The organism is Kribbella antiqua, assembly GCF_004345665.1.
In the GTDB taxonomy this organism is placed as follows: Bacteria; Actinomycetota; Actinomycetes; order Propionibacteriales; family Kribbellaceae; genus Kribbella; species Kribbella antiqua.
In genome coordinates, this window is sequence record NZ_SLWR01000002.1 from 571,941 (window position 1) to 584,936 (window position 12,996).

General features: G+C 67.6%; 12 protein-coding genes. 8 read left to right on the top strand and 4 right to left on the bottom strand.

Going from position 1 to position 12,996, the window contains the following annotated elements; genetic code table 11:
• Window positions 1-5: 5 nt before the first annotated feature.
• The gene (locus EV646_RS08595) at window positions 6-1,268 is read right to left on the bottom strand and encodes an MFS transporter (RefSeq protein WP_132145770.1); all 1,263 of its coding nucleotides are present in this window, start codon (window positions 1,266-1,268) and stop codon (window positions 6-8) included.
• Between the two features lie 150 nt (window positions 1,269-1,418).
• On the opposite strand from EV646_RS08595, the gene EV646_RS08600 reads away from it, so the two are divergent.
• The 7 genes from EV646_RS08600 (at window position 1,419) to EV646_RS08630 (ending at window position 7,417) form a co-directional block, all read left to right on the top strand.
• The gene (locus tag EV646_RS08600) at window positions 1,419-2,633 is read left to right on the top strand and encodes a helix-turn-helix domain-containing protein (RefSeq protein WP_132145771.1); all 1,215 of its coding nucleotides are present in this window, start codon (window positions 1,419-1,421) and stop codon (window positions 2,631-2,633) included.
• 112 nt (window positions 2,634-2,745) lie between these two features.
• Entirely contained in the window at window positions 2,746-3,072 is a 327-nt protein-coding gene (locus tag EV646_RS08605; RefSeq protein ID WP_132145772.1) for a hypothetical protein, read from the top strand.
• Window positions 3,073-3,088: 16 nt separating this feature from the next.
• The gene (locus EV646_RS08610) at window positions 3,089-4,318 is read left to right on the top strand and encodes a DegT/DnrJ/EryC1/StrS family aminotransferase (RefSeq protein ID WP_132145773.1); all 1,230 of its coding nucleotides are present in this window, start codon (window positions 3,089-3,091) and stop codon (window positions 4,316-4,318) included.
• The gene (locus EV646_RS08615; RefSeq protein WP_132145774.1) at window positions 4,315-5,022 is read left to right on the top strand and encodes an amidohydrolase family protein; all 708 of its coding nucleotides are present in this window, start codon (window positions 4,315-4,317) and stop codon (window positions 5,020-5,022) included. Before EV646_RS08610 ends, EV646_RS08615 begins: the two co-directional genes overlap by 4 nt.
• Window positions 5,019-5,741, top strand: a complete 723-nt coding sequence (locus tag EV646_RS08620) for an amidohydrolase family protein (RefSeq protein WP_132145775.1) — start codon at window positions 5,019-5,021, stop codon at window positions 5,739-5,741. The genes EV646_RS08615 and EV646_RS08620 overlap by 4 nt, the downstream gene beginning before the upstream one ends.
• A 90-nt stretch (window positions 5,742-5,831) precedes the next feature.
• The gene (locus EV646_RS08625; protein WP_241995584.1) at window positions 5,832-6,599 is read left to right on the top strand and encodes a helix-turn-helix transcriptional regulator; all 768 of its coding nucleotides are present in this window, start codon (window positions 5,832-5,834) and stop codon (window positions 6,597-6,599) included.
• Window positions 6,600-6,667: 68 nt separating this feature from the next.
• Entirely contained in the window at window positions 6,668-7,417 is a 750-nt protein-coding gene (locus EV646_RS08630; RefSeq protein ID WP_132145777.1) for a glucose 1-dehydrogenase, read from the top strand.
• A 1-nt stretch (window position 7,418) separates the two neighbouring features.
• On the opposite strand, the gene EV646_RS08635 is transcribed toward EV646_RS08630, so the two are convergent.
• From EV646_RS08635 to EV646_RS08645, 3 genes are read right to left on the bottom strand one after another with little or no spacing between them, the layout of a single operon-like run.
• Complete coding sequence (locus EV646_RS08635) at window positions 7,419-7,715, bottom strand: hypothetical protein (RefSeq protein WP_132145778.1); 297 nt, start codon at window positions 7,713-7,715, stop codon at window positions 7,419-7,421.
• Between the two features lie 48 nt (window positions 7,716-7,763).
• The gene (locus EV646_RS08640; RefSeq protein WP_132145779.1) at window positions 7,764-8,546 is read right to left on the bottom strand and encodes a CPBP family intramembrane glutamic endopeptidase; all 783 of its coding nucleotides are present in this window, start codon (window positions 8,544-8,546) and stop codon (window positions 7,764-7,766) included.
• A 38-nt stretch (window positions 8,547-8,584) separates the two neighbouring features.
• Window positions 8,585-9,583, bottom strand: a complete 999-nt coding sequence (locus EV646_RS08645) for a LacI family DNA-binding transcriptional regulator (RefSeq protein WP_132145780.1) — start codon at window positions 9,581-9,583, stop codon at window positions 8,585-8,587.
• A gap of 188 nt (window positions 9,584-9,771) precedes the next feature.
• On the opposite strand from EV646_RS08645, the gene EV646_RS08650 reads away from it, so the two are divergent.
• A complete protein-coding gene (locus EV646_RS08650) occupies window positions 9,772-12,990 on the top strand; it encodes an alginate lyase family protein (RefSeq protein WP_199236874.1) in 3,219 nt (1,072 codons plus the stop codon).
• Window positions 12,991-12,996: the final 6 nt, after the last annotated feature.

Genomic DNA, 12,996 nt, shown 5'->3' on the forward strand with positions numbered 1-12,996 from the left:
AAGGGCTATCGCGCCCACCCCTGGACCGCCTCTGCCCTTGCGTGGATGGTACGCCGATCATCACGCTCCGTCACCCCCCGAGCCCGCAGGATGAACGGGATCGCGAGGAGCTGGATGCACGCGCTCAGCAGGTACGCCGGCCCGTAGCTCCAGGCGTCGGCGGCCTTGCCCAGCGCCGGCTGGATGACGACACCACCGGCGGATCCGAGCAGGCTGTCCGACGAGAGGACGGTCGCTCGCTGGGCCGACGGAATCAGACTGTTCAGGAGTGCCTGCCGGACCGGAGTGGTCGCCGCGAACAACACGGACCAGATCGCGAGGAGCACCAGAGCCATCCAGAAGTTCGTGATCAGGCCGATCAGCACGAGCACCACCGCGGTGGCGCCAGTCGCGAAGAGGATCACGGAGGTACGACGCCGGAAGACGCCCGCCACCATCGATGCCGTGGCACCACCCACGATCTGAGCACCGGCGACCAGACCGGCGGAGAGTCCCGCGATCGCGTAAGAGTCGGTGCTGCCGTAGAGCTGCAGCAGGTAGGGCTGAGCGGCGTAGAAGCCGTAGATACTCACACCCGCGGCGAAGGGCGACGCGAGCATCAGCCAACGCACCGGCGGGTTGCGCAAGCCATGATCAAGCGAAGCGCGCAGGATTCCGCGCATCTCCCCCAGCACCGACACTCGCGGCTTCGGGGTGAAGCCGATGTCGTGCATCGACCGCCACGCAACCACGAAAGTGACACCGAGCAGTACCGCACGTACGACGTACGGCACACCAAGGTTCGTCCACTGCGCCAGCAGACCGCCACCGATCGTGCCGCCCATCATCGCGATGCCGTTGACGATCTGGCCCTTCGCGAACGCCCCGTCGAGCGAGCCCCGGTACCCGGTCGCGTTCAGCCCGTCGACCAGCCAGGCCTCGGTCGCACCGCTGAAGAACGTGAACCCCAGCCCGAGCAGCGCCGACGCCACCGCCCAAGCCGCGAACGGCGCACCCGTGTGCCACAGCAGCAGATAGAGCAAGGTGGACCCGAACAAGGTGGCGGAGCCGAGCAAGTACGACGTACGCCGTCCAACCGTGTCGGCGACGACACCGGTCGGGACCTCGAACAGCACCATCCCCACGGTGAAGAAAGCGTTCGCCGCGAACGCCTCGCCGATGCTCAGTCCCGCGTCCAGCAGGAACAGGGTGTTGACACCCCAGATCATCGACGAGGCGCTCGTCGACACCGCGACCAGCGTGAGATACGTCCGCAGTACTCGGCTCATCAGGCACCTCCGACCTTTCACCTGCTACGTCGGAGCCGCCATCGCGTTCTCGACAGTAGAGCCCGCCGTGACCGGCGCGCGTTCTTGCAGCGGGGTGCTGATCTGGTGAGACTGAGGCGCTGGACAGCTTGGACGAGGGGGTGGCCCGCGATGGTGACGACGATCGGCATCGTCGGTCCGTCCGACCTGGTCACCTCCACCAGCCGGATCTGCTCGGGTCTGCGCGGTGTGGAGGTGGTCCCGCTGCGGTACCGACGCGAGACCGATACACCGAAAGTGATGGCTGAGGCGCCACCCAGCGTCGATGCGTGGCTCTTCACCGGCGTCGTTCCGTATCAGATCGCCGCCGCCGCCGACCTCCTCGACCGCCCGGCGGCGTACGTCGAATACACCGGCGCTACTTTGATGCGTTCTCTGGTGCAGCTGCTGCGCGAGGGCCGCGACGTGACTTCGATGAGCATCGACGTGCTGGGCGACGCACAGGTCCGGGAGACGCTGGAAGAGGTGGGTCTGCCGACCCGCGATGTCCAGGTGCTGCCTTATCGTCCTGGGCTGAGCTCCGATGACGTGGTTGCCTTCCATCGCGAGGCTCAGGCGACCATCGCGGTGACCTGTCTGCGGTCGGCGTACGAGAAACTGCGGACCGAGCGGACCGCCGTCCGGCTGGCGCCGTCGGTGCATTCGGTGCGTGCGGCGGTGAACGGATTGTTGCTGCGGCACGACGCTTTGCGCAGTGACGATGCGCAGATCGCGCTCGGTCTGGTCGAGATCGCCGCCGAGGGCGAGCAGGCGCTGCGACGCGAGGCCGGCTCGCTCGGCGGCAGCGTCATCCGGTACGACGACAAGCGCTATCTGGTGGTGGCGACACGCGGCCCGCTGGAGCAGGCGACCGCTTCGTTCACCGAGCTCGGCATGCTGACCAGGCTCAAGGAGCGGTTCGGGCCGGTCCGGATCGGATTCGGGATCGGCGGCTCTGGCACCGAGACGGAGGCACTGGCTCGGCGCGCGCTGGGGCGTGCGAAGACGGCCGGGCGTACGGCGGCAGTGGTTTCACTCCGCAACGACATCGACCTCGTGCTGGCCGGAGGCGCCGCACCGCGCGCCCAACAGCGGACGAAGCTTCAACTGCTCGCCCAACGCGCCGGACTGTCCAAGGCGACTCTCGAGAAGCTTCAGGAGATGGTCCACGCCACTCCGGACTCCGGCCTGACCACCCGCAGCGTCGCCGACCACCTGGGCATTCAGCCGCGTACGGCGCGCCGGGTCCTGAACCGCCTCGAACGCGCCGGTCTCGCCGACGCGACCGGCACCCAGATCGGCCCCGGCAGCGGCCGCCCGCTGGTCATCTACCGCGTCCACCTCTGAGTTTTCCACACCCTCTGCATCGACCGATTGACGGTCGATCGGGCCCGCGCGTAATCTGCCGGGTAATTTCAGCCATGACCGTAAAACTGTCATCGATGTCCCGGAGGCCCTTGTGGACAAGCGATTCGCACGGAGGTTGATCGCTCGCCGTACACTTCCGTTCACCTACAACCTCGCGACGAAGGCCGTCGTACGTGGGAGCAACAAGCTGTCCGGTTACGGTGAGATCTACACCGACAACACCGGGGTCTATTGTGAAACGAACTTCGGCGGCAACCTGTATCAGCTCGGGCCGGGCCTCGCGGCGGCGAAGCTGCTGGTGAACAAGCTGGGCGACGGGTGGTACACCGTTCCACAGCTGTCGCCGGTGCGCGGCGCGCCACAGCACCGCGTCTGGGGCCTCGCCGACCGCGACCTCGTCCAACTACCGTTGCCATGAGCAAAGGAATGCCGTGATGGACAAGCTGGCCCGCGACGGTGGGACCCCGGTGCGCACCACTCCCCTGCCGTCGGTGGCCGATGCCTCCGGTCGCCGCTTCGGCGACGAGGAGGTCAAGGCGGTCGAGCGGGTGCTGCGTAGCGGCATGCTCTCCGCCACCTGGGGCACCGAGGTGCCGGGGCTCGAGCAGGAGTTCGCGGAGCTGCTCGGTGCGTCGCATGCGGTCGCGTGCAGTTCCGGGACGGCGGCGCTTCATCTCGCAGTCGCCGCGGTCGACCCGGAGCCGGGTGACGAGATCATCACCACGCCGATCAGCGACATGGGCACGGTGTTCCCGATCCTGATGCAGAACGCCGTACCGGTGTTCGCCGACGTCGACCCGCTCACCGGGAACCTCGACGTCTCCGCTGTCGCAGCTGCAATCACTGAGCGCACCAAGGCTGTGATGGCGGTGCACCTGTTCGGCAAGCCGGCGCCTGTTCTTGAGCTGCGGGAGTTGTGCGACCGGCACGGGATCGTGCTGATCGAGGACTGCGCGCAGGCGTACCTCGCGCCGGTCGGCGACACGTATGTCGGGCGCATCGGGCACATCGGTTGCTTCAGCTTGCAGCAGACGAAGCACATCAGCGCCGGCGACGGTGGGCTCGTCGTCAGCGACGACGCTGGATTGGCCCGACGGATGCGGCTGTTCTCCGACAAGGGATGGCCGCGCGACACGGACGAGCGGACTTATCTCTTCCTTGCGCTCAACTACCGGATGACCGAGCTGGTCGGCGCGGTCACCCGGGCCCAGTTGGCGCGGCTGCGGGGCGTGGTCGACGATCGCCGTACGGCGGCTGCGCGGGCGACGGCCGGGATCGCCGGACTGTCCGGAATCACGACGCCTCCTGACGATGGTGATCATGTGTATTGGCAGTATCCGCTGATTCTCGATCCATCAGTCGCGGGAGAGCTGCATGAGTGGGCGGCTGCGCTGACTGCGGAGGGTGTGCCGGCGAATGGGGGTTATCTGACTAGTCCGTTGTATGCCGCGCCGGCGTTGCGCGAGCGGTCGACGTACGGACAGTCTCGGTTTCCGTTGCAGGACGTCGATTATCCGCCGGGGTTGTGTCCCAACGCCGAGGAGCTGATCGAGCGGCGGCTGCTGGTGCTGCCGTGGAACGAGAACTACACCTCGGCTGATATCGACGACATTGTGGCCGCAGTTCGTAAGGTCCATGCCGCGTTGGCACGGGAGGCGCGATGAACGACGTACCTCTGCTGCTGGATTGCGATGTGCTGGTCGGCCATGACGTGACGACCGGTCGCTGGTCGCATCCTTCGGCGGTGCGCGACGTGATGAAGGCGACCGGCGTCTCCGGCGGGCTCGTGTCGTCGCTGCGGGCGGTGCATTTCGACGTACCGAGTGGGAACGACGAGGCGGACGCTGTTGCCTCGGACAACGGTTGGTCGTGGTGTCCGGTGCTGGATCTTCGGGATCCATTGGGGGCCGAGCGGGAGCTGGAGCGGTTGGCGGGCCGGTCTGGGGTGATCCGGCTGGCGCCGGAGAAGCAGGGCGTGGAGCCGGGGTTTCCCGCTTTCGAGCACGTCGTACGGCTGCTGGTGGAGGCGGGGCTGACCATCTTCGTCGAGGGCGACGTACGCAAGGTGAGTGCACCGTTCCGGGGGCTCGGGGCGCGGGTCGTGTTCCTCGACACGCACTTCTATCATCTGGGCGATTACGTCGTACTGGCTCGTGCGGAGCCGGGGTTCCTGACGTCGACGCGGATGCTGACCGGGCCGGATTCGCTGGAGATCGTCGCGGCCGAGGTCGGTGCCGAGCGCCTGGTCCTCGGCTGCCGGACGCCGTTCCACGAGACCAACGCCGTCGTACGGCGACTCCTCACGTCCAAGCTCACCCCGGACGAGATCGCCCAGGTCGGCAGCCGCAACCTCCTGGAGCTCGCATGATCATCGACGTGCACGCTCATTGGGGTCCCTGGTTCTTCTCCATGGACGTTGGAAGTCTGGCCGTCAACAGCGAGCTGCTCGATCGGTTCGGGATCGACATCCAGCTGGTGTCCGCGATCGAAGCCATCGTGTACGACGCTCCGGCCGGGAACCGCTCACTGGCGTCACAACTCCCGGCCGACCCGCGGTTGCGCGGCATGATCGTGGTCGACCCTCGGCGGCCGGAGGAGGCGCGCGCCGATCTGACTGAGCTGGCTGGCGATACGCGATGGGTCGGCGCGAAGATCCACACCGACTACAGCCGGACCCCGATCGACTCCCCCGCCATGCGAGCCGCGATCGAACTCACCAGCGAGTTCGGCCTGCCCACCCTGGTTCATACCTGGGGCGACAACCTCCTCGACCTCGCCGACGTCGCCGCCGCCGTGCCCGACGCCCGCGTCATCGCCGGCCACATGGGCGCGGCAGGCTGGCCACTCGTCCCCGAGGCCGCCTCCCGCAGCGACCGCATCTGGTTCGAACCCTGCTGGTCAGCCCCCGAAGCCGGCCGCATCCGCTGGATCCTCGACCGCATCGGCCCGTCCCGCCTCATGTTCGGCACCGACGCCACCTTGATCGACCCCTCGATAGCCCTGGCCACCTTCGACGCCGCCAACCTGACCCCCACCGAACACGAAGCCATCATGTGGCAAAACGCCACCAGCCTGTTCAACCTCTGAGACCACTCAGGGCGCGAGGAAGACGACGATGTCGGTTTCCGGGCCGCGGCGCTATCCGATGCGACCGAGTCGCCTTGCTAGCGTGGCGTGGTGACAGGGCGCCGGGAGCAGTTGCGGGAGTTTCTTCGGGCGCGGCGGGCGGCGATTGGACCGGCTGATGTCGGCTTGCCGGATGCCGGGCGGCGCCGTACGCCGGGATTGCGGCGCGAGGAGGTCGCGCTGCTGGCGGGTGTCGGCGTGTCTTGGTACACCTGGCTGGAGCAAGGGCGAGACATCAAAGTCTCGGGCGAGGTGCTCGACGCGATCGGCAAGGCGCTGCGCCTCAACGCACCGGAACGCGCACACCTGTACGTGCTCGCCGGACTCAACCCACCGCTGGACAGGCCGATCCAGTCTGAGGTGACACCCGAGTTGCGGCGGTTGGTCGCCGCGTGGTCGCCGCGGCCGGCGATCCTGCGCGATCGGTACTGGAACCTACTCGCGATCAACGACGCGACCCGCACGGTCTTCGGGTACGACGATGCCGACCGCAACTGCCTGATCTCGTTCTTCACCAACCCCCGGTACCGCGGTATGCACACACACTGGGCCTCAGTCGCACCCGCCGTTGTTGCGGCCTTCCGTGCCGACGCAGCGCACGCTCCCGACGACCCGGAATTTGGTCGCGTGGTGGATGAGCTCACCAAAGCGAGCCCCGAGTTCGCTGAGCTGTGGGCGCAGCACCAGGTCGCCGTACTGGGGCAGGCAGTGAAGGCCGTCAACCACCCGGAAGCCGGTGAGCTGTTCTTCGACATGACGACGCTGACGGTGACCGAGCACCCGCACTGGCACCTCGAGCTCTACACCCCGCGCCCGTAGCCTGGTGGTGCCACACCCAGGTTGACTGCGCACTGGTTGCCACGCGCAACGACCAGCACGCTGGACTCATGACTGACCGATTCAACGGCAAGATCGCGCTCGTCACCGGCGGCTCCAGCGGCATGGGCCTGGCCACTGCCCGGCGGTTGCTGGCCGAGGGTGCTCAGGTGATCATCACCGGACGCGACAAGACCCGGCTCGACGCCGCCACCGAGAGCCTTGGCGGCGGCGTCCTCGCCGTACCCGGCGACACCGCTCAGGTTGGTGACCTCGATGCGCTCACCAGCGCGATCGACCGGCGCTACGGCCGTCTGGACGTCGTGTTCGCAAACGCGGGCGTGGCGGCGTTCCGGCCGGTCGAGGAGACCGACGAGGCCGAGTTCGACCGAGTCGTGGAGGTCAACTTCAAAGGCGTGTTCTTCACCGTCCAGAAGTCGCTCCCGCTGCTGTCCGACGGCGCGGCGATCGTGATCAACGCCTCCTGGACGATCCAGCGCGGCCTGCCCGGCTCCTCCGTGTACGCCGCGACGAAGGCGGCCGTGCACAACCTTGCTCACACCCTCGCCGCGGAGCTCGCACCCCGGCGGATCCGGGTCAACTCCGTCAGCCCCGGCTACATCGAGACGCCGATGTTCCACGGCAACGTGACGCCCGAGGCGCACGCGGCCGTGGTCAGGGCGATCCCGGCCGGCCGGATCGGATCCGCGGACGACGTCGCCGCCGCGGTCGCCTTTCTCGCGTCCGACGAGGCGTCTTACATCAACGGCCAGGACATGATCATCGACGGTGGCCTGGTCACCGCGGGCACCGTCGCCTGAGCTACCCCGGGGGTGGTTCGGCTGCGGTTGCGGCTAGTTCGGGTGGGGTTGCTGCGATGGTGTCGAGTTCGGTGCGGAACTGGGGCAGCATCCAGCGCAGCGGCTGGTCGAGGACGCGGGCAATGGTGGCTTCGTCGACGCTGAGCAGGGCGGCGATCCGGGTCAGGGCGTCTGGCTCGTCGGAGGCGGCGTACAGCAGATGGACGACTTCGTGGCGGTGCGCGTAGACGGCGAGTGCCGCCGCGGCGAGGCCCGGATCGATGGTGGGCAGGCTCGTAGTTTCCCCGTTGACTGTCACGCCATCACAACCTGATAAAGCACCCGTCGGTTACGTGGCTAGACCGGTTCAGTGTGGGAGCCAGCCGACTTTACCGATCAAGTACGTCGCCCCGACCAGCGCGGCGACGTCGATCAGGGTGTGGGCGACGACCAGGGGCATGACGCGACCCCAGCGGCGGTAGAGGTAGCAGAAGATGGCGCCCATGATGACGTTGCCGGCGAAACCACCGAGGCCCTGGTAGAGGTGGTATGAACCACGCAGCAGCGAGCTGGTGATCGTCGTACGGCGAAGTGACCATCCGAGCTGATCGAGCCGCCGGTTCAGGTACCCGAGGACGATGACCTCCTCGAGTACGGCGTTCTGCGCCGCCACCAGGACCAGGACCGGAATCCGCCACCAGTTGTCCGGAAGCTGCGCCGGATCGACGCTCAGGTTCGCACCGGAGGCGTACGCCAGCAGGTAGAACCCGAGCCCGGCACCCCCGATGCAGGCCGCTACCGCAGTCCCCCGCCCAAGATCCCGGAGGCGGTCCCGCAGGTCGAAGCCGATTGTGCGCAGCGACTCGCCGCCGCGAGCCATGAAGTGCGCGACGAGCGCGACCGGCACGAGCGCCGTCACGATCGCGAAGAGCTGCCACGCGAGATCCAGCCAAGGCCGCCCCGGCGCCCGGGACCCCACAATGACCGCCGTCTGACCGCTGATCGGCTTACTCGACGTCAACACCCCGGTAAACGAGATGAGCGCCGCCACCCCGGACGCCCCCAACGAAAGCGCCAGCACCAACCAGATTTCCTTCGTCAGCACCCGCCGCCCAACCACAGCCCCCGCCGCAGCCTCATCCGTCACCATGCACCAACTATCCCCTGCCACTCCACCCGGCCCGGGTGCTAGTGCGGCGGAGCCGTGCTTTCGCGTACGACGAGGCGCGGGGTCAGGGAGACCGCGGCGGGCTCCGGGCGGGTCAAGCGGAGCAGCCCGAGGAGGTGATCGACCGACTCCTGGGCCAGCTGGTCGATCGGGAACGCGACCGTCGTCAGCGGCGGCTCCGCGGACGCGGCGGCGGCGATGTTGTCGATGCCGATGACCGAGAGGTCGTCCGGGACTCGGCGGCCGGTCGCGCCGGCTGCCTGCAGGACGCCGAGGGCGAGGAGGTCGTGGGTCGCGATGATCGCGGTGACCTCTGGATGGTCGGCCAGGAGTTGGGTTGCTGCCCGGACGCCGCCACGCTGCGACTTCTCTGGTGTCGAGACGATCCGCGTCGGGCGGATGGCGATTGAACCCTCCGCCAGCGCCCGCTCGGCGCCGTACAGGCGCATGCGGTGAGCGGGGAACTCCCCGACGACGGCGATCTCCCGATGGCCGAGTTCGCGCAGGTGTTCGCCGGCCAGGTAGCCCGCGCGGGCGTGGTCGAAGGTCACCACCGGGGTTCCGGCCGGGATCTCGGGCTCGGATCCGCACAGGACGAACGGAAGCTCCAGTTGCCGGACCAGGTCGAGGTGGCGGCTGACGTTGCCGTCGTCGAAGAGGATCAGCCCGTCGATGTACCGGCGTTTGAGCGTGACGAGCTGCTGGGTCGCCCGGTCCGGGTCGCCGTCCGTCGTACAGAGGGCGATGCCGTAGCCGTCGACCTCCAGGCAGCGCTCGAGCCGCTCGATCAGCTCGGTGTAGAACGGGTTCGCCAACGTCGGCACGACCAGGCCGATCATCATCGACTGCCCGGTCGCGAGGCCGCGGGCGATCAGGTTCGGCGTGTAGCCGAGTTCGGCGATGGCCTGCTGCACGCGTTCCCGGGTGGCGGGCTTCACCACCGGCCGCTGGTTGATGACGTTGGACACCGTCTGCTTGGTGACGCCCGCCCGCAGCGCAACGTCCTTGATCGTGACCACTCGCGCGGGCGCCCTTCGTCGAGGTCGAGTTGACCGGTCCAATTATCACCTCACCCAGCTGCGTTTGATCGATAAAAACCTCTCGAAACTTTCTTGGCAAGCGCTTGCTATTGACCGGTCCAATCCCGCCCGGCAGGGTGATTGCCGCTTCCCCCGCCCCACCGCCCCAGGGAGAAACCATGACCTTGATGAGTCGTCGCACGGTGCTGGCCGCGGCAGGTGGAGCGGTCGCCGCGGCCCACCTCGCCGAAGGCCCTCCCCCAGCCAACGCCACGAGCACTGACCCCGCTGCCACCGACTCGGCCACCACAGCAGGGTTCCTTCATCCCGGGCTGCTCCACACCACGGAGGACCTCGAGCGCATGCGGTCCTCCGTCGCCTCCGGACAGGCGCCGGTGTACGACGGGTTTCTCGCCCTCGCCGCGCACCCCCGATCGTCGTACGACTATGTCGTCCGAAACACCGGGCACATCACCTCGTGGGGTCGTGGGCCGGCGAACTTCATGGCGGAGGCGGTCAGCGACTCCTGCGCGGCATACCAGAACGCGCTCATGTGGTGTGTCACTGGCGACAAGAAGCACGCCGACAAAGCGCGCGACATCCTCAACGTCTGGTCCGCCAGCCTGCAGGCGATCACCGGCGCGGACGGTCAGCTCGGCTCGGGCCTCCAGGGCTTCAAGTTCGTCAACGCCGCCGAGCTCCTCCGCGAGTACGACGGCTGGGCCGCAGCTGACGTCGACCGTTGCCGAGACTCTTTCCGCAAGGTCTGGTACCGCTCCTTCGCCGGCAACGCGCTATTTGCCAACGGCAACTGGGACGTCGCCGCCCTCCAGGCGATCATCGCGATAGCCGTCTTCTGCGACGACCGCGTGATGTTCGAGGACGCGATCCGGTACGCCGTCGCCGGCGCGGGCAACGGCCGGATCGACCACATCGTCGTCGAGGCCACCGGCCAGGGTCAGGAGAGCGGCCGCAGCCAGGCCTACGCTCAGCTCGCTCTCGGACTGCTCGCCAACGTCGCCGAGGTCGCCTGGAACCAGGGTGTCGACCTCTACGGCCAGCTCGACAACCGAATCCTCAAGGGCTTCGAGTACACCGCCCGCTACAACCTCGGCGACGACGGCGTCCCGTTCGCCACCGACCTCGACCGCACCGGCAAGTACCTCAAGACCACCATTGCCACCGGCAACCGAGGACAGTTCCAGCCGATCTATGAGCTTGCCTACGGCCACTACGTCGGCCGTCGCGGCCTCAAGGCGCCGTACCTCGAACAAGTTGTCTTCCGCAACAACGGCAACCGATTCATCGAAGGCACCAACGACGACCACCCCGGCTTCGGCACCCTGACCCACGCCGGAGCGACACCCAACACAAGAATCGGCACACCCTCCGGCCTGACCGCCCGCAGCGAAGCCGCCGGCGTCGTACTCACCTGGGTGTCGTCCAACGCGACGAGCTACACCATCCAGCGGGCAACGTCCGGCGGCCCGTACACGACCATCGCGACCGGCGTCACCGAGACGACCTACACCGACAGTACGGCGAGACAGGCCGGCCGCACGTACTACTACAAGGTCGAGGACTCGCTCGCGGTCGCCAGCCAGAGATTGCCCTGGGCAAACAAAAACATCAGCACCTCCACAGGAAGAACAGACTTCGACGGCCACACCTTCACGATCGAAGCCGGCGGCACCGACATCGGCGGCACCACCGACAGCTTCCACTTCGCCTACCTCCCGATGTACGGCGACGGCGTCATCACCGCCCGCGTAGCGCACCCGGTCAGTTCGCAGTACGCCACCCTCGGCGTGATGATGCGCCAGACCCTCGACCCGGACTCCGCCCACGCATCCATGCTGATCAAGGGCCTCCCCCTCCACACCTGGAGCGGCGTGTGGACCGTCCGCCCCGCAACCGGCGCGAAGACGACAGCAACAGGCAGCACCACCGTTCCGCCGTCCCAGCAGCAGGCGATCACGGTCAACGCCGGCTTCCCCATCTCCAACCTCGGCACACTGCCGGAATCCGCGACCCCGCTCCAGGCGCCGTACGTCGAGGCAGCCAGCGACGGCTATCGGCTTCGCCGTCCGTACTGGGTCCGCCTCGTCCGCAAGGGCAACACCTTCACCGGCCTGATCTCCCCCGACGGCCACACCTGGACCGAAGTCGGCTCCTCCAAGCTCCGCCTAGGCGCCCCGCTGTACGCCGGCATCGCCGTCTGCTCAGCCCTGGGCGACAAGGAAACAACCACCGCGGCCTTCGACAACGTGACCGCACCAGGCTGGTCCGTACGACGCCCTGACACCACAGTCAGCACTCTCACCGCACGAGCCGACACCAGCGCGATCGAGCTCGCCTGGACCGACCTCGACCACTCCGCCACCTTCACGATCCAGCGCAGTACGACACCCAGCGGCCCCTACAAGACCATCGCCACCGGCGTGACCGGCTTCGGCGTCGAGACCCGCTACCGCGACGCGACCGGCGTACGCGGAACCACGTACCACTACACCGTCGCGAAGACGAACGTCGCCGGCGCCGGCCCGAGCTCCAACCCGGCCAGTGCGATCATGCCCACCCCGCCGGCACCCGAGATCACCAGCGCCAGCACCGCCTTCGCCAACCTGACCAGGCCCTTCCAGTACCGGATCGAGGCCACCAACGACCCGACGACGTTCACCGCAACCGGTCTCCCCCAAGGCCTCATCATCGATCCCCGCACCGGCATAATCGGCGGAAACCCAACAGAACAAGGCACTTTCGCCGTCGACCTCATCGCAGCGACCATAACCAAGCGCCTCACCCTGACCGTCGCCGCACCGCCGCCGGCCCCCTGGGAATACCGCGACCTCGGCGACTACGTGCTGGACGAACGACAGCTGGCCACCTATAGCGCCTTATCGATCCGCACGCCCGGTATCACCAACTACGCCGACGGCAGCTTCACCGTCCGCGGCGCCGGCACCGATCTCAACGTCATCAACCAGGGCATGACGGCCCACTACGTCTCCACGCTCCGGGCCGGCGACCACTCCATCACCGCCCGCATCGCCAGCATCGAATCCGGCCGATCCGGCCTGATCATGACCAAGTCGCTGAACCCCTTCGACCAGATGGCCGGCGTGATCATCACAAGCGACAAGCTCCAATTCGTACGACGCTTGCGCGTGGCAACCACTCTGGTCACGACCGAACTGTCAATCACCGCGAGCTGGCTGAGACTGCGGCGAGTCGGCGAAACCTTCAGCACCGAAACCTCGACCGATGGCCAGACCTGGACCCCACTCGGCGAGCCGGCCGGCATCCCGGGCTTCGGCGATGCGCCATACCACACCGGACTCGCGGTCACGTCCCGCAACCCGTTCGTCCTCAGCACCACCGTCTTCGACCACGTGTCGATCAGCTAAGGAGCC